This is a genomic window from Streptacidiphilus sp. PB12-B1b (genome assembly GCF_014084125.1).
Classification (GTDB): Bacteria; Actinomycetota; Actinomycetes; order Streptomycetales; family Streptomycetaceae; genus Streptacidiphilus.
Window position 1 is genome coordinate 2,355,004 of sequence record NZ_CP048405.1, and the last position, 25,312, is coordinate 2,380,315.

Here is a 25,312-nt window from a genome sequence, read left to right on the forward strand (position 1 = left end):
AGCGTTCACCGAGACCCGGTGCGGCGCCTGTGGCCGGGCGACGTCCAAGACCCGGAGGCGTCCGCGCAGATGATCGCAGGAGGCCGAGCAGCCATGAGTTCCGTCCCGACGTCGAAGCCAGTCGACCGCGAGCTGCCCACCGAGGAGGCGCGTGAGCTGCTGTCGCTCACCCGTGACCTGGTCGACCGCGAGGTGCGCCCGCACGCCGCGCAGGAGGAGGCCGACGGCGTCTTCCCGCGCGAGACCATGCGGCTCCTCGGCCGCGCCGGGCTCCTCGGCCTGCCCTACGGCGAGCAGTACGGCGGCGGCGAGCAGCCGTACGAGGTCTATTTGCAGGTGCTGGAGGAGCTGGCGGCCGGACGGCTGACGGTGGGCCTCGGCGTCAGCGTGCACACCCTCTCCTGCCACGCCCTGGCCACCTTCGGCAGCGAGGAGCAGCAGCGGCGCTGGCTGCCCGGGATGCTCGGCGGCGAGCAGCTGGGCGCGTACTGCCTCTCCGAGCCGCAGTCCGGCTCGGACGCGGCCGCGCTGCGCACCCGCGCGGTGCGCGAGGCCGATGGCGGCAGCTACACCGTGGACGGCACCAAGGCGTGGATCACCCACGGCGGCGTCGCCGACTTCTACAGCGCCATGGTGCGCACCGGCGAGGACGGCCCCCGGGGCATCAGCGTGCTGCTGGTCCCGGCCGACACCCCCGGCGTCTCCGCGGACCTGCCCGAGCGCAAGATGGGCATGAAGGGCTCGCCCACCGCGCAGGTCCACTTCGACGGCGCGCGGGTGTCCGCGGACCGGCTGATCGGCACCGAGGGCCAGGGCTTCGCCATCGCGCTGTCCGCGCTGGACTCCGGCCGGCTGGGGATAGCGGCCTGCGCCATCGGAGTGGCCCAGGCCGCGCTGGACTACGCCGTCGACTACGCCCGTACCCGGACCCAGTTCGGCCGCCCGATCGCCGAGTTCCAGGGCCTGTCGTTCATGCTCGCGGACATGGCCACGGCGGTGGAGGCGGGCCGGGCGCTGTACCTGGCGGCGGCGCGGCGGCGCGACGCCGGGCTGGCCTTCAGCAAGCAGGCGGCCATGGCCAAGCTGTTCTGCACGGACGCGGCGATGAAGGTCGCCACCGACGCGGTCCAGGTGCTCGGCGGCTACGGCTACACCGCGGACCACCCGGTGGAGCGCTACATGCGCGAGGCGAAGGTGCTGCAGATCGTCGAGGGCACCAACCAGATCCAGCGGATGGTCATCGGCCGCAGGCTGACCGACTGACCGACTGACCGACCGACCGGTGCCGGGCTATGGCCTCCCGCAGGGTTTCTGACGTACCGTCAGACTTCGTCGATCTGCAGGGAGGCCATCCGCATGCCGTCGCCCCAGCGTCCGGTCCCGCTCGACGAGTACCCCGTGCACCAGGTGCCGCTCTCCATGCGGTACGTCGCCACCGGCGACCGCAACGCCTACGACCGCTGCATCTTCCACGTCTTCGACCACGAGGGCCGGGCGCTGCTGGTCACCGGCCTCGGGGTCTACCCCAACACCGGCGTCATCGACGCCTACGCCACCCTGCGCACCGGTGACCGGCTGTACGCGGTGCGGGCCTCCGACGCGCTCGGCGAGGACCGGATGCGGCTGCGGGTCGGACCGCTCCGGATCGAGGTCCGCAAACCGCTCTCCACGCTGCGGCTGGTCTGCGAGGCCGACCCGGACGACCCCGGCGGCCTCAGCTTCGACCTGACCTGGCAGGCCGAGTTCCCCGCCGTCTGGGAGCCGCACCACACCGCCCGCACCGGCGACCGGCTCACCCTGGAGGGCCGGCGCTTCGTCCAGGCCGGGGCGCCCACCGGCACGCTGCGCGCCGCCGGGGTCGAGCACACCGTCAACGGCTCCGGCTGGACCGCCACCCGCGACCGCAGCTGGGGCGTCCGCCCGATCCCCGGCGAGCAGCCCGGCCGCGCCGCCGACGAGCAGCGCACCGAGGGGTTCCACTGGGTGTGGTGCCCGATCCGGTTCCGCGACCGCTTCGTCATGGTGCTGCTCCAGGAGGAGCCGGACGGCTACCGCACCCTCGGCGACGCCGTGCTCGCCCACCCCGTCGGCAGCGAACGCCCGGACGAGCAACTCGGCTGGCCCTACGTCGACATCGACTACATTCCCGGCGGCCGGAGCCCGCGCGCGGCCGTGCTGCACCTCACCGACTCCGCCCGCAAGCCGCTGGAGATCCAGGCGCGGATGCTCACCGGCAGCCCGCTGGCGGTCGGCGCGGGCTACCCGCCCGCCGCGGACTGGCAGCACGGCACCTGGCAGGGGCGCGGCTGGAGCGACCGCCGCCGCTACGACCTCACCGACCCGGCCGACCTCGGCCCGGCCGGCTACGGCGTCACCGACCACGCCGCCCGCTTCGTGCTGGACGGCGAGGTCGGCCACGGCATCTTCGAGCACGGCAGTTTCGGACGGCACGACCCCAGCGGCTTCACCGGCTTCGACCCGGTCGCCCGCTGACCGCCTGCTGACCGCTCGCCGAGCCCCGCTGACCGCCCGCTGGGCCCCGCTGACCCGAGGAGGTACGGCCGCCATGTCCGCCCCCGGCGCCCCCCGCCCGCGCACCACCACCCGCGACCCGGCCGAGCTGGAGCGCCGCCTGGCCGCCTGGATCGCCGACCGCCAGCCCGGCGCGACCGTGCGCGGGCTGAGCGTCCCGCCGTCCAACGGCATGTCCAGCGAGACCGTGCTGTTCGACCTGGTCCGGCCGGACGGCACCGCCCAGGACTGCGTGCTGCGGCTGGCCGCCGACCCCGACGCCTACGCGGTGTTCCCGCACTACGACATGGAACGCCAGTACCGGGTCATGCAGTTGGTGGCGGCCCGGACCAAGGCCCCGGTGCCCCGGCTGCTGTGGCTGGAGACCGACCCCGGCCCGCTAGGCGCGGCCGGATTCGTCATGGAGCGGGTCGAGGGGCGCGTCCCGCCCGACGTCATGCCCTACACCTACGGCGGGAACTGGCTGTTCACGGCCACCGACGCGGAGCGCGACCGGCTGGAGCAGGCCACGCTGGAGGTGCTCGCCGCGCTGCACACCCTGCCCGCCGACGGCCTCGCGGCCTTCCTCGCACCCGCGGCAACCGACGGACTGGCCGGCGCCACCCCGCTGCGCCGGCACGTCGAGCAGCAGCGCGGCTACTACGCCTGGGTGGTGCGCGGCCGTCCGCGTTCACCGCTGATCGAGCGCGCCTTCGCCCGGTTGGAGGAGCTGTGGCCGCAGGACGAGGGGCCGTCCGTGCTCAGCTGGGGCGACGCCCGCATCGGCAACATCGTCTACCAGGGGTTCACCCCGGTGGCCGTGCTGGACTGGGAGATGGCCTCGCTCGGTCCGCGCGAACTCGACCTGGCCTGGCTGGTGTTCCTGCACCGCTTCTTCCAGGACCTCACCGAGGCGTCGGGCCTGCCCGGGCTGCCCGGCTTCCTGGAGCCCGGACGCGTCGCCGAACGCTATGCCGCCCTCACCGGGCACACCCCGCGCGACCTGGAGTTCCACACCCTGTACGCCGCCCTGCGGCACGCCGTGGTGATGCTCCGCATCGCCTACCGACGGCTGCACTTCGGCGAGGCCGCCCTGCCGGACGAGCCGACCGGCGCAGACGTGGACCGGCTGATCCTGCACCGGCCCGCGCTGGAGGCCATGCTGGACCGACGCGGCCGGTGAACCCCCGTGCGAACAGCCGGGGTTGACGACAGGTCAGAATAAGATCAGGAACGGTGCAGGGCGATCCGCACCGGGCGCGAGCCCGCGCCGCCGACGTGCGAGAACGGCTGGCGACGCCAGTCCAGCTCCGGCGGCAGGGCCAGCAGCGACTCCAGCGAGGGCTCCGGGTCGAAGTCCGGCTCCTCCTCCAACTCGTCGGCCTCGGCCGCCGGTCGGCCCGAACCGACGCAGACGGCGGGGGAGAACGGGTGCCAGGCGGTGGGCAGTTGCGCGTGCAGCGGGAACCGCTCCTCGTCGCCGAGCAGGGCGATCGGGCGGTGGCACTCGGGGCAGCGGACCCGGAAGATGTCCCAGGTCTCGCCGTCGCCGGGGTCGAGACCGGGGTCGATGCCGGTCAGCTCGGGCTCGGCCCCGGGTGTGTCGGCATCGGCGTGCGGAAGCTCTCTGATGGCAGACATGTGATCCCCCTCGGACGATGAACTGGTGACCCCCTCCGTGCGGAAGTCCCCGGACCACGGAGGAGTCACTGCCAGGACTTCCCTCCCGCCGAGCCGAATAATCCTGAGACCCGCCATCCCGCCATGTGGCCGGTGTGGTCTTCGTCACAGCTCGGGCGGGGCTCTTGCCCCGGATCAGGGCGTACGCCCGGCGCGCACCCGGCATATTCGGATAGCCTCGCCTGTCGTGGAGGAACTGGACCGTCAGATTGTGCAGCTGCTCGTCGGCGACGGGCGGATGAGCTACACCGACCTGGGCAAGGCCACCGGCCTGTCCACCTCGGCGGTGCACCAGCGCGTCCGGCGGCTGGAACAGCGCGGCGTGATCCGCGGCTACGCCGCGATCGTCGACCCGGAGGCCGTGGCCCTGCCGCTGACCGCGTTCATCTCGGTCAAGCCGTTCGACCCCAGCGCCCCGGACGACGCCCCGGAGCGCCTGGCCGACCTGGAGGAGATCGAGGCCTGCCACAGCGTGGCGGGGGAGGAGAACTACATCCTCAAGGTCCGCGTCGGCGGCCCGGGCGAGCTGGAGCACCTGCTGGCCCGCATCCGCACCGCGGCCGGGGTCTCCACCCGCACCACGGTCGTGCTCAGCACCCCCTACGAGGCCCGCCCGCCCCGGCTGCCCTAGCCGCCCGGCTCCCGCCGCCCGCGCTGCCCGCCGCCGGGCCGGTCGGGCAGGCGGTGCAGACTGTTCAGCATGACCACGCGCCCCACCCCCGCCCCCTTCCTGCCCGGCCCGGACGACCCCGCCGTGCGCACCCTGCTGCTGCGCGGCGGTCGCGTCCACAGCCCGGCCGACCGCTTCGCCACCGCCGTCCTGGTCCAGGACGGCACGGTGGCCTGGGTCGGCTCCGAGGGCGCCGCCGACAGCTACGCCCGGGACGCGGACGCCGTGGTGGACCTCGGCGGGGCGCTGGTCACCCCCGCCTTCGTGGACGCCCATGTGCACGCCACCGCCACCGGCCTCGCCCTGACCGGTCTGGACCTCACCGGCTGCCCCGGCCTGGCCGAGGCGCTGGCCCGGATCGCCGCCTTCGTCCGGGCCCAGCCGGCCGGGGGAGTCGTCGTCGGCCACGGCTGGGACGAGACCGGCTGGCCCGAGCGCCGGGCGCCCACGCTCGCCGAGCTGGACGCCGCCTGTGCCGGGGCCGCCGTCTACCTCTCCCGCACCGACGTCCACTCCGCACTGGCGTCCAGCGCGCTGCGGGCCCTGGCCGACCGCACCCTCGCCGAGGAGGGCGCCGGGGGCGGCGCCGGGCTGGCCGCGCTGGCCGGGTACCACCCGGAGCAGCCGCTGAGCCGCGAGGCGCACCACGCCGTCCGCAGCGCCGCGCTGGCCCACCTGAGCGCCGGTCAGCGCGACGCCGCGCAGCGGGCCGCCCTGGGCCGCGCCGCCGAGCTGGGCATCGGCGCGGTGCACGAGTGCGCGGGCCCGGGCATCTCCTCGGCGGAGGACCTGACCGCGCTGCTGTCGCTGGCGGCCGAGGGGCGCGGCCCGGAGGTCTTCGGCTACTGGGGCGAGCTGGGCGCGGTGGACACCGCCCGCCGCCTGGGCGCGGTCGGGGCCGGCGGCGACCTCTTCGTGGACGGTGCGATCGGCTCGCACACCGCCTGCCTGCACGCCCCCTACAGCGACGCGGCCGGCGAGGGCGCGGAGTACGTGTCGGCCGCGCAGATCGCCGACCACGTCGCCGCCTGCACCGAGGCCGGGCTGCAGGCCGGCTTCCACGCCATCGGCGACGCCGCGCTGGCCTCGGTCGTCCAGGGCGTGCGCGCGGTCGCCGACAAGCTCGGCCTGGACCGGGTCCGGGCGCTGCGGCACCGGGTGGAGCACGCCGAGATGCTGGACGCGGACGCCGTCGCGGCCTTCGCCGACCTGGGTCTGACCGCCTCCGTCCAGCCCGCCTTCGACGCCGCCTGGGGCGGCCCCGAGGGCATGTACGCGGCTCGGCTGGGGGCCGAGCGGGCCCGGGCGATGAACCCCTTCGCGGCGCTGCTGCGGGCCGGGGTGCCGCTGGCCTTCGGCTCCGACGCCCCGGTGACCGCGCTGGACCCCTGGGGCACCGTCCGGGCGGCCGCGTTCCACCGGACCCCGGAGCACCGGATCTCGGTCCGCGCGGCCTTCACCGCCCACACCCGGGGCGGCTGGCGGGCGCTGGGCCGGGACGACGCGGGGGTGCTGCTGCCGGGCGCCCCGGCGAGCTACGCCGTCTGGTCCTCCGGGGAGCTGCTGGTGCAGGCCCCGGACCAGCGGGTGGCCAACTGGTCCACCGACCCGCGCGCGGGCGTCCCCGGGCTGCCGGACCTGTCCCCGGGCGCGCCGCTGCCGCAGTGCCTGGCCACCGTCGTCCGGGGCCGCACCGTGCACCGCGCGGAGCACTCGGCCGCGCAGGGCTGATCGAGCGGGGCTGATCGAGCGGGTCAACCTTTCCGATCGTTTTTGCACCACCTGGGGTGAATTTCCTCCGTAAGAGTGGCGATCGGTGTCCGGATACCGCCGAACGATGGGCGTCCTGACCGCCCCGGAGGCCCTGCCACTGCTGCTCTGACCTGCTACGACGGCTCATCGTGGCAGGTCGGAGGGCAGTTGACAGGCAGTGGCCGCAGGCGGGTAGGTTCGGCCGCGTCCACCTTCCGGAATCCTCCGCAGGACCGACCGACCGGAACACCTCCACGCAAAACCCGAGACCACAACTGGGCCAACGAGCGGCGTCCCCGGACACCGACAGGCAGCCAGGTCCAGTCCTCCAGGCCCGGGGAGCGCGGGCGCCGGCAGGCCAACCGGGTCCGGTCGGCAGGTGCGACCCGGGCACGGCCCGAACGTTCAGTAGACAACGGCCCTCGGTCGATCCGCAGCCAGCGGACCCCAGGTCGGACCGAAGAACGCTCGGACCGTGCCCGCTGCACACCCCCCACGACCGACCGACCCCGTTCCGGCCCCGGCCACCGCGCCGCTGCCGCCGGAAGGGCGAACGGCGGCGGCCGCCGGGCCGCCGGTCCTTTGTTCCGCGCGCACGCTGTGGGACAACCGGAACCATGGCAGCACCACTGAACGTCTTCGAGGCCAACGGCTACCACTACCTGGACGAGCCCGAGCCGCGCATCCCGGCCTGCGGGCCGCACCTGTCCGGCACCGTCTTCGACTTCGACGGCTGCGGACGGCACATCCGCTTCTTCTGCGTCCGGCTGACCCTCGCCGACTGCCTGGATCTCGACCGGATCGGCCGCCGCACCTGGCAGGCGTTCGGCCTGCGCGGGCCGCTCTACCTCGGCGAGGCCGTCCAGCAGGACCTGGACCGGGACCGGGGCCTGCCGCCCGTCCCGCCCGTGCTGCCCGGCCGCGCCTGGCGCGGAGCGGTCGGACGCTGAGTGGAGGCCCGACTGCGGCGCGCAGTCGGAACGGCGGCCAGGTTCGGGTTCGGGTGTGGATTCCCCGCACCGGGCCCCTGGACTCCTGCCCGGACGCCCGCACGCTGTACCGTCGTCCAACGTCGTGCAGTGTGCACCGCACCGCGGCGACGACCGAATGTCCCGTGTGAGTGAAAGTGGCGAACGTGGCCTTGCCCCTTGACCCCGTCCGCCCCGCGGCGGACGTCCGCCCGGAGCCGGAGGCCGCAGCGCCGCGCGGCCCCCGTCGATGGGCGCGGAGCCGGTGGGCGCTGATGCGTGCCGGGCTGCCCCGGACCGTCCTGGCCGTGCTCTGCGGGGTCCTGCTGGCGCTCTCCTTTCCCCCGTACGGCCTATGGCCGCTGTCCGTTCTCGCGGTGGCCGGGCTCAGCCTGCTCACCCACCGCCGGACCGCGCGGCAGGCCGCCTGGACCGGCTTCGTCTTCGGTGCGCCGTTCCTGCTCTGGCTGCTGTTCTGGCTCAACGTCATCGGCCTGGACGCCTGGCTGCTGCTGGCGCTGTTCGAGTCGCTGTTCGTCGCCGCCATGGCCGTGGGCCAGGCGCTGACCTCGCGGCTGCGGGCCTGGCCGCTGTGGACCGCCTGCCTGTGGGTCGCCCAGGAGTGGGCCCGGGACCGGGTTCCGCTCGGCGGCTTCCCCTGGGGCCGGCTGGCCTTCGCCAACACCTCCTCGCCGTTCACCCCGCTGGCGGCGATCGGCGGCGCGCCGCTGGTCAGCTTCGGGGTGGCGCTCAGCGGAGCCCTGCTGGCCGCGGCGCTGATCACCGCACGCGGGCGCGAAGGAGCACGCCGGGGAGTGCGCGCGGGTGCGTGCGCCGCCGCCGCGCTGATATGCGCCGTCGTCGGGTACACCGTGCCGGTGCCGACCGCGGGCCAGACCTCCGGCGGTCCGGCCTCCGCCGAGATCGCCGTGATCCAGGGAAATGTGCCGCACGCAGGGATGAATTTTCTGGGTCGTCCGATGGAGGTTCTGGAGAACCACGTCGCCGAGACCGACAAGCTCGCCGCCGCCGTCGACGCGGGCCGCACGCCCCGGCCGGACCTGGTGGTCTGGCCGGAGAACTCCTCCGACGTCGACCCCTTCCTGACCCCCGCGGCCTTCGACCTGATCCAGCAGACGGTGCAGCGCATCGGGGTGCCGATCCTGGTAGGCGCCCTGGTCAACGGCCCGGACGCGAGCCACATCCAGAACGAGGGCATCGTCTGGTCGCCCGCCACCGGGCCCGGGGCGCACTACACCAAGCAGCACCCGGTGCCCTTCGGCGAGTACGTTCCCTACCGCTCGCTGCTCACCCCGTACTTCAGCGAACTGAAGCGCATTCCGGTCGATTTCTACGCCGGAAGGACCACCGGTATTCTCCAGGTGGGCCCGGCCAGGATCGGCGACGTGATCTGCTTCGAGGTCGCCTACGACGGTATCGTCCACGACGCGGTCGCCAAGGGCGGCCGGGTGCTGGTCGTGCAGACGAACAACGCCACCTACGAGCACACCGACCAGCCCGACCAGCAGTTCGCCATGTCGCGGCTGCGCGCGGTCGAGAGCGGCAGGGCCGTGGTCATCGCCTCGACCAGCGGCATCAGCGCCGTCATCGCACCCGACGGGCGGGTGGTGGAACGCACCCAGCTGGCCACCGCGGCCGAGCTGGAGGCACGGGTCCCGCTCCGGGACTCACCGACGGTCGCGGACCGGGTCGGCGCCGCCCCCGAGTGGGCCCTGGCCATGGTCGGACTGCTGGCCTGTGCGTTTGCCATGTACGCCGGTCGGCGGAATCGTGTTCCAGCCACAGCAAACGATGATGCGGAAGAAGGGGCCGGTCCGTGACGGACAGCACCACGAAGGACACCGAGACGTTTGGTGACCTCGGCAAGATCCTGGTGATCATCCCGACGTACAACGAGATCGAGAACATCTCCCGGATCACCGGACGGGTCAGGGCCGCCGTCCCCGAGGCGCACATCCTGGTGGCCGACGACAACAGCCCGGACGGCACCGGGCAGGCCGCAGACGAGCTGGCCGCGACCGACCCCAACCTGCAGGTGCTGCACCGCAAGGGCAAGGAGGGGCTGGGCGCCGCCTACCTGGCGGGCTTCCGCTGGGGCATCGACCACGGCTACGACGTGCTGGTGGAGATGGACGCCGACGGCTCGCACCAGCCCGAGCAGCTCCCGCGCCTGCTCACCGCCCTGCGCGGGGCCGACCTGGTGCTGGGCTCGCGCTGGGTGCCCGGCGGCGAGGTGGTCAACTGGCCCAAGAGCCGGGAGTTCCTCTCCCGCGGCGGCAGCACCTACTCCCGGCTGATGCTGGGAGTCCCCATGCGCGACGTCACCGGCGGCTACCGGGCGTTCCGCAAGGAGACCCTGCTGGGCCTGGGCATGAGCGAGGTGGCCTCGCAGGGCTACTGCTTCCAGGTGGACCTGGCCTGGCGCGCCTCCCGCGCCGGCTTCCGGATCACCGAGGTGCCGATCACCTTCGTCGAGCGCGAGTTCGGGGCCAGCAAGATGAGCGGCAACATCGTCGGCGAGGCGCTGAAGCGCGTCACGGTCTGGGGCATCCAGAGCCGGCTCGGCAAGATCCCGGCGCCGGTCCCCGACCGCGAGGGCTGACGCCCGCCGCCGCACCGTCCGACTGGTCCACGCGCGGAACACCTCCCGGCCGCCGCGCGTTGACCAGGGCGCGGACCAGCGCGGACCGACGCGCGAGATCGACGGAAGTGGGCAGTGCCGTGAGCCGGACGACAGCGAGCAGCGCAGCGGACCAGCCGGGTCAGGCCCGGCAGGCCAGGCCGAGGGGGCCGCTGCGATTCGTACCCCTGGTGCTGGCCGCCTGGGTGGTGCTGGAGATCTGGCTGTTGATCGAGGTGGGTCACCTGATCGGGTGGTTCTGGCTGTTCGTGCTGCTGGTCGCCTCGGCCGCGCTCGGCGGCTGGGTGGTCAAGCGGGCCGGGCTGCGGGCGCTGCGGGCCACCGCCGCCGGCAAGGCCGAACCGGGCACGGTGGTCGGCATCGCCGGCGGGCTGCTGCTGATCCTGCCCGGCCTGCTCTCCGACCTGCTCGGCCTCGCCTGCCTGTTCCCGCCCACGGCCTCGCTGCTGCGGCGGCTCCCGGCCCGGCTGCTGCGCCGCAGCGGCGGACCGATCGGGGACGCCTACCGGCTGCAGGAGCAGCTGCGCATGCACCGGCCGGACGGCAGGGTCGTCCCCGGTGAGGTGATCGTCGGCGAGGTGGTGGAGCCGGGGCAGGCCGGGGACGCCCGGCCCTACGACTACGGCCGCCCCGACCGGCTGGGCTGACCGCCCGGCCCACCGCCCGGCCCCAGCCCCCCCGGCCCACCGATGCCCCGAAACGACCGCAGGACCTGGGACACGGCACCTCTCCGGTGCCGCCTCCCAGGTCCTGCGGTGGTTCTCTGCCTGCCTGCCGGTCCCGCTCAGGCGGTCTTGCGGGTGTCGCGCGGGTGGACGGCGATGTTCATACCGCCGGACCGCAGGACTGCGAGCCGCTCGGCGAGCACCTCCTCCAGTTCCTCGCGGGTCCGCCGCTCCATCAGCATGTCCCAGTGCGTACGGGCGGGCTTCGCCTTCTTCGCCTCCGGCTCGTCGCCGTCGAGGAGTAGTGCCTCACTGCCGCAGAAGCGGCACTCCCACATGGTCGGGATCTCGGCCTCTACGGAGAACGGCACCTCGAACCGGTGTCCGTTCTGGCATGCGTACTCGACTGTCTGGCGCGGGGCCAGGTCGATGCCGCGGTCGGTCTCGTAGCTGGTGGCCCCGAGTCGCGTGCCGCGGAGAGCTCGCTCACTCATGAATCGTGCCTCCCGGGCTTATGGCCCACAGGACTGGATGTCGCTGTCTTCGTCGGTCTGTGCAACGTGCGGCAGCCGTCGAAGATTCCCGGGGGTGGTCCCGCCGGGAAGTACGTCTTCCGTCGTGCCGTCCCTGTTTGTACCCACCGCCGCCCGATTTGTCACATCTAGACGCGAATGTCACCCTAGGTGCCCGAGAACCTGCGGGACGTCACCGCCCGGCAGGTCCGCGACAGGCCCGCCGCCGCTGCTTCGGCGCGCGCCCGTACGGGTAGTGATCAGTAGGGTGTGGATCACCACCCGCGCTGTGAAGGGAACCCCCGCTCATGTCCGACAGGCCCGTGGCCGAGCTGCTCCTCGGTCGGCCGCCGATGGACCGTGACCTGCCGTCCTTCGACCCCGATCGGGCGCCGGCCGGGGCGGGGCAGCTGTTCGTCGACTGGCTGACCGCGGCAGTGGCCGAGGGGGTCGACGACCCGCAGGTGGTCACGCTGTCCACGGTGGACGCCGACGGCGCCCCGGACGCCCGGATGCTGGTGCTGCGGGACGTGGACGTCCCGGCCGGGGCGTGGGTGTTCGCGGGCGACGCGGACAGCCCCAAGGGCCGGCAGTTGGCGGTCCGGGCCGAGGCCGCCATGACGCTGTACTGGCCGCCGATGGGGCGGCAGATCCGGATCAGGGGCCGGGTGGAGCAGGCGGGGCCCGAGGAGGCCGCGGCGGAGTTCCTGAGCCGCTCGCCCGCCTCCCGGGTCGCCGAGCTGGTCGGCCGCCAGAGCGAGCCGCTGGGCTCGCTGGCCGCCTACGACGAGGCCGTCCGGGAGGCGCAGGCGCTGACCGAGGTCGCCCCGGAGCTGGTCGCCCCCGGCCACACCGTCTACCGGCTGCTCGCCCGCGAGGTGGAGTTCTGGCAGGGCTCCGCCGACCGCCGCCACATCCGGCTGCTCTATGTGCGCACCGGCCCGGTCGACGCCCCCGCCGTCTGGGCCAGGACCCTGCTCTGGCCCTGACCGTTGGCCGGCCCGGGCGGCCGTACGCCGAGGGCCCCGCTTCGACCGAAGCGGGGCCCTCTGTCGTGCGGGGTGGTGGCGGGGCGTCAGAGGAAGCGCAGCACCGCGGTGCCGGGGGAGTCGAGCTCGCCGGTGCGCTCGCACTCCGGAACGGTCGGCAGCTCGGGCTTGGCCAGCGAGAGCGGGGCCGGTGTCGGGGCCGGGGCCTCGGTGCGGGTGTCGGCGTGCGGCAGCAGCGCGATCACCGCGTCCCGCTGGTCGGCCGGGGTCTCCTCGTCCAGCGGGTCCGGCGTGGCCGGGACCTGCAGCCGCACCGGGGGCTGGTTGCCCAGCCGGGCGTAGCCGCGCCCGGGCGGCGTGTGGCTGGACGGGGTGATGTCCAGCGCGGTGCCCAGCGCCTCCGGGGCCAGGTCCGGGTCGAGCGGGCCGAGCACCAGCCGGGCCCGGGCCGCCGACCGCAGGGTCGGCTTGAGCCGCCCCAGCGCGTCCAGGTACTCGGCGACCACGACCGTGACATGGGCGGTGCGGCCGTGCCGCAGCGGGAGCTCCAGCAGGTCCTGCGGATCGGTCCGGTCCTCCGCCTGGGCCAGCTCGCTCAGCTCGGCGGGGTGGTCCAGCAGCAGCCACAGCGGCCGTACCGCGTCCGCCGGGGGAGCGGTGCCGGTGCGCTTGGCCAGGTTGTGCGCGTCCAGCCGGCGCTGCGTCTCGTTGGCGGCCCACTCCAGCGCGGCCAGCGCCCCGTGCAGGCTGGTCTCCACGGTGTACACGCCCGGACGGCCGACCAGGCAGGCGTGCTCGCCGCTGCCCGCGCCGTCCAGGACCACGATGTCGGCGTAGGGGAGCACCTGCAGGGCCAGCGAGCGCAGCAGGCTCGACGTCCCGTGGCCGTGGGTGCCCAGCGCCAGCAGGTGCGGCTCGGGGGAGCGCGGGCCGGTGCGCCACAGCACCGGCGGCTGGTGGGTGGTGCCGCTGCCCTGGTGCACCGGGATCATCCGGCTGGTGCTGGTGGTGTCGGTGAAGCCGAGGACCAGCTCGCCCTGCGCGGTCACGAAGCGCTGGGCGACGATGTCGGTGGGCAGCGGGGCCAGCGCCGCGACCTGGAGGTGGTTGGTCTCCTCGTCCCAGGTGAACCGGTACTCGCGGCTGCGCCCGGCCTTGCTGTGGATCACGTGCTCGATCCGCGCCCGGGCGTGCGGCTCGGTGTCGGTGAAGTACGCCGGGTAGCGCAGGTCGAGCGCGGTCAGCCGGCCCTCGGCGTCGAACTCCCAGGAGTTGAAGGCCTCCTTGAAGTCGCCGCCGTGGCTGTAGAGCGGGCTCGGGTCCGAGTCGTGCACCAGGTAGGGCGTGAGCGCGATGTAGATCGCAGCCAGCTTCAGCTGCGAGGTGTCCGGGGCCGGCTCGGCGGCCGGTCCGCGGTCCCGGCCGACCCAGGCCGCGCTGCCCATCAGGGCGACCAGCGCCAGCAGCGGCCCGTACGGCAGCAGGGCCACCGCAGCGCCGACGGCCACCACCGCGAGCAGGGCCGGGCCGCGCTTGTCCTTGGGCGTGTCGTTCCACTTGCCCAGGGTCCAGCGGCCGTGCGAGCGCAGCCCCCGGCCGATGGTGATCAGCGGGCCGAACATGTCGGCTGCGTGGTCCCCGGCGGTGCGTGCGAAGTCGCGCCCGCGGGCGAGGTGCTCGGTGAAGGTCATCGGGTTCTCCGGCGGCGGTGCTGGGACGGGCGGTGCTGGGACGGAAGGCGCCTGGGCGGCGACGGACGCGTGCTGCGGGCCGCGGGGGCCGGTCAGAACTTGAAGCCGCCGAGGATGCTGGCGATGCTCGCGCCGCCCGCCTTGATGCTCGGCGCGACGGCGGTACCGGCCAGGTAGAAGCCGAACAGCGCGCAGACCACGGCGTGCGAGACCTTCAGTCCGTCCTTGCGGAAGAACAGGAAGGCGATGATGCCGAGCAGGACGACTCCGGAGATGGAGAGGATCACGGGGAGCTCCTCGGGTATCGGGGCGGGCCGACCCGGTGGGACCGCCGGGCCGTACCGTGCATTCTCACAGAATGTGTCTATATGGTGACAAAAAGTAAGATCATGGCATAGTGCGCAAACGGGTGGTTCTGCTCCGGGTCCGCTGCGACTGCCCCGGTGGAGGGGCCCGCAGGCGGCCCGTAGCCGATCGTGTCCCGGCCCCGCCCCCGTCGTCGGACGGCGCGCGGCACGTTAGCCCGGACGGGTGCCGACCCGGCGGGTGGCGGCCGGACGCCGGACCGGGCTGTCGGGCATCGGTGCGGCTGGGGAGAATGGTCCGGACGCGACAGCACACGCGTACGACAGCGCAGGGGCACGACAGTGCAGCAGCACGACAGCGCAGGAGGAGGACGAGGACGTGGAGCCGATGAGCGACGCCGTGCAGCCCGTGCGGCCCGACGAGGCCACCCCCGAGCTGGTGGAGTTCGCCGGGCGGGTCTTCGCCGCCGCCCGCGCCGGGGACGCCGCCGCCCTGGCCGCCTACCTGGACGCCGGGGTGCCCGCCGACCTGTGCAACGAGCGCGGCGACACCCTGGTCATGCTCGCCGCCTACCACGGGCACGCCGACGCGGTCCGCGCCCTGCTGGAGCGCGGCGCGGACGCCGACCGTGCCAACGACCGCGGCCAGACGCCCCTCGCCGGGGCCGTCTTCAAGGGCGAGCCCGAGGTCGTCGAGGCCCTGCTCGCCGGCGGCGCCGATCCGCACGCCGGGCTGCCCTCGGCCGCCGACACCGCCCGGATGTTCGGCCGCACCGAGCTGGTGGAGCGTTTCGGCCCGCGCTGACCAGCCCGTTAGCATGCGGCCATGGACATACGAGTCGTGGGCTACGCCCATCCGGATGCGCAGCGGCTGATCGCCGAGGTCCAGCAGGAGTACGTGGTGCGCTACGGCGACATCGACGTCACCCCGGTCGACCCGGCCGAGTTCGACGCGCCCGCCGGGCTGTTCGCGGTGGTCTACGACGACCGGGGCGAGCCCGTCGGCACCGGGGCCTGGCGGGCCCGGGAGGCCAATGACGTCGGGCTGGCCGACGGCGACGCGGAGATCAAGCGGATGTACACCGTGCCCTCCGCGCGCGGCCGGGGCCTGGCCCGCCGGATGCTGCGGTTCCTGGAGGAGCAGGCGCTGGCCGCCGGACGGCGCCGGATGGTGCTGGAGACCGGCACCGAGCAGCCGGAGGCGCTGGCGCTGTACGCCGCCGAGGGCTACCTGCCGACCCGGAAGTTCGGCGTGTACCGCGAACACGAGCAGTGCGTCTGCCTGGCCAAGCCGCTGCCGGTGCCCGCACCGGCACCGCCGTCGGACGCCCGGGCGCTGTCGGACGCCCGGGCCGTGGACGACGGCGGTGTCGGGGCCCGGATGGGCTAGCCGGGGCTGTTGCTGCGGGGCCCGGGCGCGGAGACTGGGTGGTCCAGGCACCCTCCCGAGGAAGGCCCCCCCGCCATGTCCCTTGTCAGCCGTAAGGATGTCGGTCTGCTCGCCCTGCGCCTCGGAGCCGGGGGCGTGCTGTTCGCCCACGGTACGCAGAAGCTGTTCGGCTGGTTCGGCGGCGGCGGGCTGGACGGCACCGCCCAGGGCATGGAGCGGATGGGCTTCGTCCCGGGCCGCCCCAGCGCGCTGGCGGCCGGGCTGGGCGAGGCGGGCGGGGGCGCGCTGCTGGCCCTCGGTCTGGCCACCCCGGTGGCGGGCGCGGCCGCGGCCGGCACCATGGCCGGGGCCATCGCGGTGCACTCGCCCAATGGCTTCTTCGCCCAGAGCGGCGGCTTCGAGTACCCGGCCGTCCTGGGGCTGACCGCCGCCGCGATCGGCCTGGCCGGAGCGGGCCGCTTCTCGCTGGACCACCTGACCCGGCACCGGCTGGACCGGGGCGCCTATGTGCTGCTCGCCTTCACCGTGAGCGCGGCGGCGGCCACCACCGTCGTCAGCCGCCGGGTCACCCCCGGCCCCCCGGCCCCGGCCCCGCTGGAGCCGGAGCGGCCCGAGGACACCACGGACTCCGGTGACGAGGCCGCCTCGCTGTAGCCGCCCGCGTCGCCCGCGTCGCCCGCGTCGCGGGAGTCCGTTGCACGCCGGGCACCCGGGGCGTCAGTCGTGCAGCCAGTGCCTGCGGCCGATGCTGATCAGCCGTAGCTGCTGCCGGGCGGTGGCGGTGATCCGCCGCTCGGCCTCCGGATCGCCCTCGGCCTCCATCAGCGCGGCGACCGTGCTGACCGTGTGGTCGGCGTACAGGTCGGCCAGCATCCGGACATCGGTCGGGCTCCAGCCGACGGACTGCGGCTGCGCCGCCAGGTCGTCGGCCAGGTCGTCGGCGAACTGGCCGATGCGGTCGGCGATGGCGTCCCGTACCGCCCGCACCCCGCCGTGGCGCTCGCGGACCAGGAAGCGCAGCCGGGCCCGGTGCTCGTGCACGTACCAGGCGATCACCCCGATGCTGCGGTCGATCACCTCGTCGGTGGCGGCCTGCTCGGCGCGGATCGCCCGGATCAGGGTGCGCAGGCTGCCGAAGGACTCCTCGACCAGGGCCATGCCGTACGCGGGCAGGTCCGGGAAGTGCCGGTAGAAGCCGCTGGGGGTGATCCCGGCCTCCCGGGTGACCTCGCGCAGGCCCAGGCTGCTCAGGCTCTGGTGCTCCAGCAGCCGGAGCCCGGCGTCCAGGAGGGACTGCCGGGTCTGCTGCTTCTGGGACTGGCGTGGTCCGGGAGTGTGGCTCATCTCATGCAGTAAACAACTGTTCTCCGGTCTTGGCGAGCGCTGGGCGGGGGTAGGCTCGAATTGTCAGTGAACAACTGTGCTCCCAATGCCGTTCGGGATGCACCCTCGGGAACGGAAGGAACCATGGTCCTCCTCGCACTGCTGGTCCTGAGCGCCACGCTCTGGGGCGCCGCCTCCTACGTCAGCCCGCCCGTCCTGGCCGTGGCCTGCGTCGTGATCGGCGCCTGGCTGCTGGTCTTCGCCGTCCGCGAGCGGCTCGCCCGCACCGGCCGCCGCACCGTGCGGGGGGTCTGACCATGAACGCCGCACACCCGCTCGCCGAGGAAGCCCCGCTGCCCAAGGAGAGCGGCGACGACATCGCCGTGGCGTCGTTCGTCCTGGGCTTGCTGGGCCTGTTCTTCTTCAACATCGCGCTCGGCCCGCTGGCGCTGGCCCTCGGCGGGGTCTCGCTGGCCCGGGGGACCGGACGCCGAGGGCGCGCCCTGCTGGGCATGGCCCTCGGCGTCGCCGATCTGGTGGTGCTGGTCGCGCTGGTCGCTGCCCACCACGGCGGATTCACCTGGGGCACGGCCGCCTGACGGCCGCCGGGCCACGGCTGCTAGACCCTGCTCCACTGCTGGTTGCTGCCGCCGTTGCAGGTCCAGATCTCGACCGGGGTGCCGTCGCCGCTGTCGCCGCCGCCCCTGACGTCCAGGCACAGCCCGGACTGGACGCCGGTGATGGTGCCGTTGCCGTTCAGCTTCCACTGCTGGTTGGTCTGGCCGTTGCAGGTGTAGAGATCGACGTAAGTCCCGGCGGTGGTGCCCTGGTTGAAGGCGTCCAGGCACATGCCGAGGGTCTGCAGGGTGCCGCCGGTGTAGGTCCACTCCTGGTTCTGGCCGTGGTGGCAGTCCCAGACCTCCTGCGTGGTGCCGGGCGTGGTCGTCGCGTTCGGGTCGTCCAGGCAGCGCCCGGAGGCGGGGCTGACCAACTCGGTGGCGGTGCTGGCGCCGGGGGCGGTCCGCAGCAACTGCACCGCGCCGGGGCCCAGGTTGACGCTGTAGGTGCCGCCGATGCTGCCGACCGACTGCCCGGACCACAGGTCGGTGGCGGTGGTCGAGCCGGTGATGCCGGCGTCCGCGAGGTTCACGCTGACGGTCTGGGCGGAGCTGCCGGAGTAGTTGAACAGCGCCACCACGACGCTGCCGTCCGGCTCGGTCTTGCTGTAGACCTGCTGGTTGCCGTTGTTGACGATGCGTGAGGCGTCGATGGAGTCCTGGTCCACGGCCAGCACCGCGCTGTTCTTCAGGTAGCCCAGGTCGGTCGGGTCCAGGTCGGTGAGGTCGGTGCCGAGGATCAGCGGCGAGGCGCCCATCGCCCACAGGCTGAGCTGCGACTGGCGTTCCGGCGCGGTCAGCCCGTCGTTGGCGCCGTTGCCGACCTCGATCGAGTCGTAGTCGTTGAACGCTCCCGGCCCGCCGTACGGCTGCCAGTCGGACACCTGGCCGAAGCGGGACTGGACGTTGCCCCAGTCCGTCAGCGGGTAACTGCTGCCGTTGGAGCCGCAGTAGCACTCGATGTCGCCGCCGGTGCGCCAGCCGTTGGAGTACTGCGCCCAGGTGCTCGCGCTGCCGATGGCCAGGCCGTTGGACAGCTCCAGGTGGATCGGGCGCCCGGTCTGCTGCAGCGCCGCCGACCACGCCTGGACGTCGCCGACGTCGCCGGTGCCCACGCCGTCGATCTTGACGTAGTCCACGCCCCAGGAGGCGAACTCGTCCGCCCAGGAGTCGATGAACGCCTGTGCGCCGGGCTTGCTGTAGTCGATGCCGACCATCCCGCCGCAGTTGTAGTTGGCCTCGGAGGAGCTGGTGGCGATCTGGTCGGCGGTGTAGGAGGTGCCCTGGATCGGGGTGTTCTCGGCGACGGCCTGCTTGGAGATGCCGGGGGTGACGTAGATGCCGAACTTCAGGCCGTCCGCGTGCACATGGTCGGCCACGACCGCGATGCCGTTCTCCGCCCCCGAGGACGGGAACTCGGCGGTGTCGGTCGCCCAGCGGCCGTACTGGTCCACGGCCGGGCCCTGGCTGCCCGGGCACTGGTACCAGAAGTCGTCGATGTTGACGTACTGGTAGCCCGCCGCAGCCAGGCCGCTGCTCTTCATGGCGTCGGCCTGGGCGTCGATCACGGCCGCCGTCGGATCGTGCCGGACGAAGCTCCAACTGCTCCAGCCCAGCGCGGGGGTGAGGCCCACGCCGTTGCTCTCGGCCTGGGCGGGGGCCGTCGGCAGCAGGGCCAGGGCGGCCGCGGCCGCTCCCGCCGTCAGAGCCGCGACCAGCCGCCTGGTGGTGCGCAGGGTCCTGGGGATTCCCGGGGTCCTCGGGGTTGTCGGACGCATGGGTGTGCTCTCCATCCTCGGCGTGCCCGAACGGGGAGGTGCGGGGGCGGCCCCGGAGCGCGGCGACGCGGGGGTGGCGGCGTGTCATGCCCGGGGCGAGTGAACTCAACTCCGGTGCGGCGGCGAAGTCAATATCTGTTGCAGTATGGGCGAAACAACTCGGGTAATTGTTTGATCTTTTTGCTTTCGGGCGCGTGGTTGGCAGAGCGGGGGCTCAGGACGGGGAGAAGCCCAGCGGCAGCTCCAGCTCCAGCCAGACCACCTTGCCGTCCCGGGTGGCGCGGCTGCCCCAGCGGTGCGCCAGCTCGTTGATCAGGTGCATGCCCCGGCCGCCCTCGTCCTCGAAGGAGGCCCGGTGCAGCCGGGGCGCGTGGTCGTCCACGTCGGCGACCTCCACCGTCAGCACCCGGTTCCGGAACAGCCGCAGCTGGGTCGGGGTCCCCGCGTGCAGCAGCGCATTGCTGACCAGCTCGCTGACCAGCAGCTCGGTGAAGTCGGTGAGCGAGGACAGGCCCCAGGCGGCCAGCGTCCGGCGGGCGAAGCGGCGCGCCTCGCCGACCACCGACAGGTTGTTGGAGAGCGGCAGCGTGGCGATCCAGTCGCCGTCGACCGGCAGCACCCGCGCCATGATCATCGCTATGTCGTCGTCGCTGTCCCCGGCCGTCATGGCCGCCAGCACCGCGTCACAGCCCTCCTCCAGGGAGTCGTGCCGCTCGGCGACGGCCTGCGACAGCAGTTCCAGGCCCTCGTCCAGATCCCGGTCGCGGCGCTCGATCAGGCCGTCCGTGTACAGCACCAGCACGCTGTCCTCGGCCAGGGTGAAGTCCACCGACTCGAACGGCACCCCGCCCACGCCCAGCGGCGCGCCGGGTGGGACGTCCAGCAGCCGGGTCGCCCCGCCCGCCTCGGTCACCACCGGCGGCGGATGCCCGGCGCAGGCGATCACACAACTGCTGTCCGCCGGATCGAACACCGCGCAGACGCAGGTGGCGAACTGCCCCTCGCCGATCGCCGACGCCGTCTCGTCCAGGCTCCGCAGCAGCTGGTCCGGCGGCAGCTCCATGGTGATCAGGGTCCGCGCGGCCGTCCGCAGCTGGCCCATGGTGGCGGCGGCCCGGATGCCGTGGCCCATCACGTCGCCGACCACCAGCGCCACCCGGCCGCAGGTCAGCGGCACGACGTCGAACCAGTCGCCGCCGACCTCGCTGACCACGCTGCTCGGCAGGTAGCGGTAGGCGATCTCCAGCCCCGGCGAGCGGTGCACCTCCTGCGGCAGCAGGCTGCGCTGGAGCGTGAGCGCGGTGTCCCGCTCGCGCCGGTAGAGCCGCGCGTTGTCGATGCAGACCGCCGCCCGCGCCGCCAGCTCCTCCGCCAGTGACTGGTCGGCCGGGTTGAACGGCTCCGGATTGCCCATCCGGACGAACTCCGCGCCGCCCAGCACCGTGCCCCGGGCCAGCAGCGGCACCATCAGGTACGAGTGCACGCCCGCGTCCAGGCTGGGCTGCACCCGTTCGGGGTAGGCGACGATCCTGTGCAGCGCCGCCTCGTCCACCTCCGGCACCAGGATCGAGCGGCCGGTGCGCAGGCTCTCCGCGTACAGCTTGGCCGACCAGGAGACCTGCCCCACCTCGTCCGCCGCGCCGACCATCCCCGCCTCGGTGATCTCCCCGATGGCGACGGCCCGCATCTGCACCCGGCCGTCGTCCGGCACCGGCGCCTGGTCCTGCTCGCCGCCGGCCACCACCGTCTCCAGCAGGTCCACGGTGACGAAGTCGGCGAACCGCGGGATCACCACCTCCACCAGCTCCTCGGCGGTCCGGTGCAGATCCAGCGTGGTGCCGATGCGGGTGCTGGCCTCGTTCAGCAGCGCCAGCCGCTCCTGGGCGGCATGGGCCTCGTCCAGCGCCTTCAACCGCTCCCGGGAGGCGTCCCGCTCCCGGGTGAACAACAGCGCGTTGTCGATCGACACCGCCGCCCGCGCCGCCAGCTCGGTGGCCAGCGCCAGATCCTCCCCGGCGTACGGCTCCCCGGTCACCGTCCGGTAGAACGACGCCACGCCCACCACCGACCCGCGGGCGATCAGCGGCACCACCATGAAGCTGCGCACCCCCTGCTGCACCACCGCCGCCCGCCGCAGCGCGTCGTCCGCGAACCAGGCCAGCGCCGACTCGTCCAGCCGGGGCACCAGCACCGGCCGCCGGTGCACCACCGACCAGGCGTACGGCGTCGTCGGATGGAACCGCTGGACGTCGCCGACCGGCGCCACCGGGTCCATCCCGGAGTTCTCCACCGTGTGGAAGGCCAGCCGCCGCAGCACCGCCGAGCGCTCCGGCGGCCCCGGCGCCTCCTCGCCGCGCAGCAGCGCGTCCACCACCTCCACCACCACCGTGTCGGCCAGCTTCGGCGTGGCCACCTGCGCCAGCTCCAGCGCGGTCTGCCGCAGGTCCAGGGTGGTGCCGATGCGGGTGGACGCCTCGTTCAGCAGCGCCAGCCGCTCCCGGGCGGCATTGGCCTCGCGCAGGGCCTGCTGCCGGGCCAGCACCGTCCGGTGCTCGCGCAGGTAGAGCTGGGCGTTGTCGATGGCCACCGCTGCTCGGGCCGCCAGCTCGTCCCCGAGCGCCAGGTCCTCGCCCTCGTAGGCGGTCCGGGTGTCCTCCCCGTCGCCGTCGCCGCCGTCGCCGCCGTCGCCGCCGTTGCCGCGCGCGGCCTCGCGGCTGAAGACCACCATGCCCAGCACCGTCCCCCGGGCCACCAGCGGCGTCACCCGCACCGAGCGCGAGCCGAAGTCCAGGAACGCCTGCACCTGGTTGACCGCCGCCGGCGACTCGACCAGCGGCGGCAGGTCCCGCGCCGGGACGACCACCGTCTGCCGGCTCGCCATGGCCCGCGCGTACGGCGAGTCCACCGGGATGCTGTAGATCGCGCCGGTCGGCATCACCGCCTGCGGGTAGCTGGAGCTGGACCCGGCCAGCGCCAGCCGGCGCACCTGCTCGTTGCCGCGCGGATCGGCGGACTCCGGCGCCAGCCCGGCGAACAGCCGCTCCAGCACGAACACCCCCGCCAGGTCCGCGAACCGGGGGACCAGCGCGGACGCCAGCTCCCGGGCGGTCTGCTCCAGATCCAGCGTGGTCCCGATCCGGGAGGTGGCGTCGACCAGCAGCTCCAGCCGCTCCCGGGCCCGCGCCGCCCGGGACTCGGCCTGGAACCGCTCGGTCACCTCGACGATCGTGGAGCTGACCCCGAGTATCCGCCCGCCGGGCTCGGCCAGCCGGAAGTAGGAGGCCGACCAGGCGCGGTCGTGGTCCGGATCGGCCGGGGTACGGCCGTGCGAGCGGGCGTCGATGACCGGCTCGCCGGTCTCCAGCACCTGCTGCACCACCGCCTCCACCTCGGCGCCGTTGATGCCGGGCAGCACCTCGGCCGTGGTCAGCCCGAGGTGCTCCTCCGCCGGGATGCCGTTGATCCGGGCCAGGGCGTCGTTCAGCCGCACGAAGCGCAGATCGGTGTCGTAGACCGCCATGCCCACCGGGGCCTGCGAGAAGAAGCTGTCCAGCACGGCCAGATCGCCCACCAGCCGACGCACCGCCCGGACGTCCGAGGCCACCGCCAGCACCAGCGGCTGGCCGTCCGGCCCGGCGACCGGATACGTGCGGAACTCCAGGTTCACCGTGTGGCCGTCCCGGTGGCGCACCGGGAACACCCCGGACCAGGGGGCGCCGGCCAGGATCGCCGCGAACAGGTCCAGCACGTCGGAGCGCTGCTCCTCGGTCACCAGGATGTCGGCGGCGTAGCGGCCCACGGCCTCGGCGGGCGAGAAGCCCAGCAGGGCCTGCGCCTCGTCGCTCCAGTGCAGGATCCGGCCGTCGCCCCCGATCAGCGCTGTCGCAATGGGGATGATCAGCAGACCGCTGTCGCGCGCCTCCTCGCCCGCCGTGCGGCGGGAGCCAGCGCCCGTGCTCTGTCCGTTGGTGCGCATGGTCAGGAAACCACCCGGAGGTCGTCGTTCCGCTCTGACATCTTCCCACGTATGGCGCGGACCGCTCATGTGCGGCACACGCTATCCGCGCGGAGCGCGGCGCGGGGCCGCTTCCCGCCGGCGCGGGGCCCCTTCCCGCCCCGAAGCCGCCGCCACAGCCGCTACGGCGGCGGCCCACCCCCATTGCGCCGAACGGGCGAGCCCATGCCCCCGAGCGGCCAGCCGTCCGCCGTCCGCCGTCCGTTCGCCGCCGCTGCGCTGAAGCTCCGCCGTCCGGTGTCGGCGTCTGGCAGTGTGCTCCGCGTGACTGTTGAAGCCTTCTGGGAACTGATGGAAGCGTGCCGCCGACAGGCGCAGGGCCGACAGGCGCGGCTCGCCTGGCTGCAGGCCGACCTGTCCCGCAGGCCGCTGCCGGAGATCATCGGGTTCCAGCTCTGCCTGGAGCAGCTGGCCGCCCAGGCGCTCACCGGGGAGTTGGCGGCCGCGGCCCGGCGGATCTTCGGCGGCCGCTGCACGGACGACGACCTCGAGTACTTCGGCCTCTGGCTGATCGGGCTGGGACCTGACGCGTACCGGCGGGCGCTCCTCGACCCGGACACCCTGGCCGACGCCCCCGAGGTCCTGGCCCTGGCGGGTCGGCACTGGACGACCTGGGGCGAGGACTGGCCCGGCTGGGAGACGCTGGACTACGCCGCCTCGGAAGCCTACGAGCTGGCGACCGGCGACCAGGATGACTTCCACGACGCCCTGGAAGCCCATCGCGACACCCACCCCGCCGCCGCCGGACCCACCATCGAACCCCAGACCGCCCACGACCACCCCGAAGCCGCCCGCCGCCTACTCAAACTGAGCACCCTGTTCCCCCTCACCCCCGCCCCATGAGGCAGAGCCCCGGCGGGAGGAGGCACCGTTGAGCGAGTACGCGCCGAGGACGAGTAGCAGGCATGACATCGAGCCCCCGCTCGTCTGCTCGGGCGGGGGCTTTCGTGCGCGCTGCGGAGGAGGCGGTCAGGCGGTGAAGGTGACGGTGACCGGTGCGTGGTCGGACCAGCGGGCGGGGTGGGTGGGGGCGCGTTCGACCAGGGCGGAGGTGGCCCGGGCGGCGAGGGCGGGGGTGGCGAGCTGGTAGTCGATGCGCCATCCGGCGTCGTTGTCGAAGGCGCGGCCCCGGTAGGACCACCAGGTGTAGGGTCCGGGGCCCTCGGGGTGCAGGCGGCGGACCACGTCCACGTAGCCGGCCTCGTCCAGGACGCGGGTGAACCAGGCGCGCTCCTCGGGGAGGAAGCCGGCGTTCTTCTGGTTGGTCTTCCAGTTCTTCAGGTCGACCTCCTGGTGCGCGATGTTCCAGTCGCCGCAGACCACGACCTCGCGGCCGTCGGCGGCGGCGCGCTCGCGCAGCTGCTTCAGGTGCTGCAGGAACTCCTCCAGGAAGCGCTCCTTCTCGTCCTGGCGCGGGGTGCCGACCTCGCCCGAGGGCAGGTAGAGGCTGGCGACGGTGATGCCGGGGAGGTCGATCTCGGCGTAGCGGCCCGAGGCGTCGAACTCGGCCGAGCCGAAGCCGATCCGCCGCGCCTGCGGTTCAGCGCGGGAGAGCAGGGCGACGCCGGCCCGGCCCTTGGCGGCGGAGGGCGCCCACAGGGTGTGCCAGCCCTCCGGCTCGCGGACGTGCGCGGCCAGCTGCTCCGGCTCGGCCCGCACCTCCTGCAGGCAGACCACGTCGGCCCGGGTGGCGGCGAGCCATTCCACGTAGCCCTTGCCGGTGGCGGCGCGCAGGCCGTTCACGTTGGCGGTGCTGATGGTGAGCGAGTCGGTGGTGCTCATCT

24 protein-coding genes are annotated in these 25,312 nt (G+C 73.8%); 16 read left to right on the forward strand and 8 right to left on the reverse strand.

Annotation, left to right across the window (positions count from 1 at the left end):
• Positions 1-93 precede the first annotated feature (93 nt).
• From GXW83_RS10630 to GXW83_RS10640, 3 genes are all read left to right on the forward strand, one after another.
• Positions 94-1,263 (forward strand): acyl-CoA dehydrogenase family protein, encoded by a 1,170-nt coding sequence (locus GXW83_RS10630; RefSeq protein ID WP_182442829.1) that lies wholly within the window; start codon positions 94-96, stop codon positions 1,261-1,263.
• 93 nt (positions 1,264-1,356) lie between these two features.
• Positions 1,357-2,493: a hypothetical protein gene (locus GXW83_RS10635; protein ID WP_182442830.1), complete on the forward strand. Its 1,137-nt coding sequence runs from the start codon at positions 1,357-1,359 to the stop codon at positions 2,491-2,493.
• A 73-nt stretch (positions 2,494-2,566) separates the two neighbouring features.
• Positions 2,567-3,694, forward strand: coding sequence for a phosphotransferase family protein (locus GXW83_RS10640; RefSeq protein WP_182442831.1), 1,128 nt, complete (start codon positions 2,567-2,569; stop codon positions 3,692-3,694).
• A gap of 44 nt (positions 3,695-3,738) precedes the next feature.
• On the opposite strand, the gene GXW83_RS10645 is transcribed toward GXW83_RS10640, so the two are convergent.
• Positions 3,739-4,152, reverse strand: coding sequence for a hypothetical protein (locus tag GXW83_RS10645; protein ID WP_225446886.1), 414 nt, complete (start codon positions 4,150-4,152; stop codon positions 3,739-3,741).
• A gap of 226 nt (positions 4,153-4,378) precedes the next feature.
• On the opposite strand from GXW83_RS10645, the gene GXW83_RS10650 reads away from it, so the two are divergent.
• The 6 genes from GXW83_RS10650 to GXW83_RS10675 all read left to right on the forward strand — a co-directional run bounded on the left by GXW83_RS10650 (position 4,379) and on the right by GXW83_RS10675 (position 10,890).
• On the forward strand, positions 4,379-4,822 hold the full coding sequence (locus tag GXW83_RS10650) for an Lrp/AsnC family transcriptional regulator (protein WP_182442832.1): 444 nt from the start codon (positions 4,379-4,381) through the stop codon (positions 4,820-4,822).
• A 69-nt stretch (positions 4,823-4,891) separates the two neighbouring features.
• Positions 4,892-6,592 carry an amidohydrolase gene (locus tag GXW83_RS10655; RefSeq protein ID WP_182442833.1) on the forward strand — a complete coding sequence of 567 codons (1,701 nt, stop codon included), beginning with the start codon at positions 4,892-4,894 and terminating at the stop codon, positions 6,590-6,592.
• A 638-nt stretch (positions 6,593-7,230) separates the two neighbouring features.
• Positions 7,231-7,563 carry a hypothetical protein gene (locus GXW83_RS10660; RefSeq protein WP_182442834.1) on the forward strand — a complete coding sequence of 111 codons (333 nt, stop codon included), beginning with the start codon at positions 7,231-7,233 and terminating at the stop codon, positions 7,561-7,563.
• Between the two features lie 185 nt (positions 7,564-7,748).
• Positions 7,749-9,422: an apolipoprotein N-acyltransferase gene (gene lnt / locus GXW83_RS10665; RefSeq protein ID WP_225446887.1), complete on the forward strand. Its 1,674-nt coding sequence runs from the start codon at positions 7,749-7,751 to the stop codon at positions 9,420-9,422.
• The gene (locus GXW83_RS10670) at positions 9,419-10,204 is read left to right on the forward strand and encodes a polyprenol monophosphomannose synthase (protein WP_182442835.1); all 786 of its coding nucleotides are present in this window, start codon (positions 9,419-9,421) and stop codon (positions 10,202-10,204) included. Before lnt ends, GXW83_RS10670 begins: the two co-directional genes overlap by 4 nt.
• Positions 10,205-10,323: 119 nt before the next feature.
• Complete coding sequence (locus GXW83_RS10675; protein ID WP_225446888.1) at positions 10,324-10,890, forward strand: FxsA family protein; 567 nt, start codon at positions 10,324-10,326, stop codon at positions 10,888-10,890.
• A 137-nt stretch (positions 10,891-11,027) separates the two neighbouring features.
• Here the strand turns inward: GXW83_RS10675 and GXW83_RS10680 are convergent, their stop codons facing one another.
• Positions 11,028-11,402 (reverse strand): RNA polymerase-binding protein RbpA, encoded by a 375-nt coding sequence (locus tag GXW83_RS10680; RefSeq protein ID WP_182442836.1) that lies wholly within the window; start codon positions 11,400-11,402, stop codon positions 11,028-11,030.
• A 326-nt stretch (positions 11,403-11,728) separates the two neighbouring features.
• Between GXW83_RS10680 and GXW83_RS10685 the strand changes: the two genes are divergently transcribed.
• Positions 11,729-12,409 carry a pyridoxal 5'-phosphate synthase gene (locus GXW83_RS10685; RefSeq protein WP_182442837.1) on the forward strand — a complete coding sequence of 227 codons (681 nt, stop codon included), beginning with the start codon at positions 11,729-11,731 and terminating at the stop codon, positions 12,407-12,409.
• A gap of 86 nt (positions 12,410-12,495) precedes the next feature.
• Here the strand turns inward: GXW83_RS10685 and GXW83_RS10690 are convergent, their stop codons facing one another.
• Together GXW83_RS10690 and GXW83_RS10695 are read right to left on the reverse strand one after the other, a co-directional pair.
• Positions 12,496-14,100, reverse strand: coding sequence for a hypothetical protein (locus GXW83_RS10690; RefSeq protein WP_182442838.1), 1,605 nt, complete (start codon positions 14,098-14,100; stop codon positions 12,496-12,498).
• Between the two features lie 92 nt (positions 14,101-14,192).
• On the reverse strand, positions 14,193-14,387 hold the full coding sequence (locus GXW83_RS10695; RefSeq protein ID WP_182442839.1) for a hypothetical protein: 195 nt from the start codon (positions 14,385-14,387) through the stop codon (positions 14,193-14,195).
• A 406-nt stretch (positions 14,388-14,793) separates the two neighbouring features.
• Here GXW83_RS10695 and GXW83_RS10700 point away from each other — a divergent pair, with 406 nt between their 5' ends.
• The 3 genes from GXW83_RS10700 (at position 14,794) to GXW83_RS10710 (ending at position 16,449) form a co-directional block, all read left to right on the forward strand.
• Entirely contained in the window at positions 14,794-15,210 is a 417-nt protein-coding gene (locus GXW83_RS10700; protein WP_182442840.1) for an ankyrin repeat domain-containing protein, read from the forward strand.
• 21 nt (positions 15,211-15,231) lie between these two features.
• Positions 15,232-15,795 carry a GNAT family N-acetyltransferase gene (locus GXW83_RS10705; RefSeq protein WP_182442841.1) on the forward strand — a complete coding sequence of 188 codons (564 nt, stop codon included), beginning with the start codon at positions 15,232-15,234 and terminating at the stop codon, positions 15,793-15,795.
• A gap of 75 nt (positions 15,796-15,870) precedes the next feature.
• Positions 15,871-16,449 (forward strand): DoxX family membrane protein, encoded by a 579-nt coding sequence (locus tag GXW83_RS10710; protein ID WP_182442842.1) that lies wholly within the window; start codon positions 15,871-15,873, stop codon positions 16,447-16,449.
• Positions 16,450-16,512: 63 nt separating this feature from the next.
• Here the strand turns inward: GXW83_RS10710 and GXW83_RS10715 are convergent, their stop codons facing one another.
• Positions 16,513-17,139: a TetR family transcriptional regulator gene (locus tag GXW83_RS10715; protein ID WP_182442843.1), complete on the reverse strand. Its 627-nt coding sequence runs from the start codon at positions 17,137-17,139 to the stop codon at positions 16,513-16,515.
• A 123-nt stretch (positions 17,140-17,262) separates the two neighbouring features.
• Here GXW83_RS10715 and GXW83_RS10720 point away from each other — a divergent pair, with 123 nt between their 5' ends.
• Together GXW83_RS10720 and GXW83_RS10725 are read left to right on the forward strand one after the other, a co-directional pair.
• Positions 17,263-17,433 (forward strand): hypothetical protein, encoded by a 171-nt coding sequence (locus tag GXW83_RS10720; RefSeq protein WP_182442844.1) that lies wholly within the window; start codon positions 17,263-17,265, stop codon positions 17,431-17,433.
• 2 nt (positions 17,434-17,435) lie between these two features.
• Positions 17,436-17,717 (forward strand): DUF4190 domain-containing protein, encoded by a 282-nt coding sequence (locus GXW83_RS10725; protein WP_182442845.1) that lies wholly within the window; start codon positions 17,436-17,438, stop codon positions 17,715-17,717.
• Between the two features lie 20 nt (positions 17,718-17,737).
• Here GXW83_RS10725 and GXW83_RS10730 read toward each other — a convergent pair whose 3' ends face one another.
• Both GXW83_RS10730 and GXW83_RS10735 read right to left on the reverse strand, forming a co-directional pair.
• Positions 17,738-19,513: a glycoside hydrolase family 27 protein gene (locus tag GXW83_RS10730; protein ID WP_182442846.1), complete on the reverse strand. Its 1,776-nt coding sequence runs from the start codon at positions 19,511-19,513 to the stop codon at positions 17,738-17,740.
• A gap of 214 nt (positions 19,514-19,727) precedes the next feature.
• The gene (locus GXW83_RS10735) at positions 19,728-23,489 is read right to left on the reverse strand and encodes a SpoIIE family protein phosphatase (protein WP_182442847.1); all 3,762 of its coding nucleotides are present in this window, start codon (positions 23,487-23,489) and stop codon (positions 19,728-19,730) included.
• A gap of 303 nt (positions 23,490-23,792) precedes the next feature.
• On the opposite strand from GXW83_RS10735, the gene GXW83_RS10740 reads away from it, so the two are divergent.
• Positions 23,793-24,371, forward strand: coding sequence for a DUF4240 domain-containing protein (locus tag GXW83_RS10740; protein WP_225446889.1), 579 nt, complete (start codon positions 23,793-23,795; stop codon positions 24,369-24,371).
• A 126-nt stretch (positions 24,372-24,497) separates the two neighbouring features.
• Here the strand turns inward: GXW83_RS10740 and GXW83_RS10745 are convergent, their stop codons facing one another.
• Entirely contained in the window at positions 24,498-25,310 is an 813-nt protein-coding gene (locus GXW83_RS10745) for an exodeoxyribonuclease III (RefSeq protein WP_182442849.1), read from the reverse strand.
• Positions 25,311-25,312: the final 2 nt, after the last annotated feature.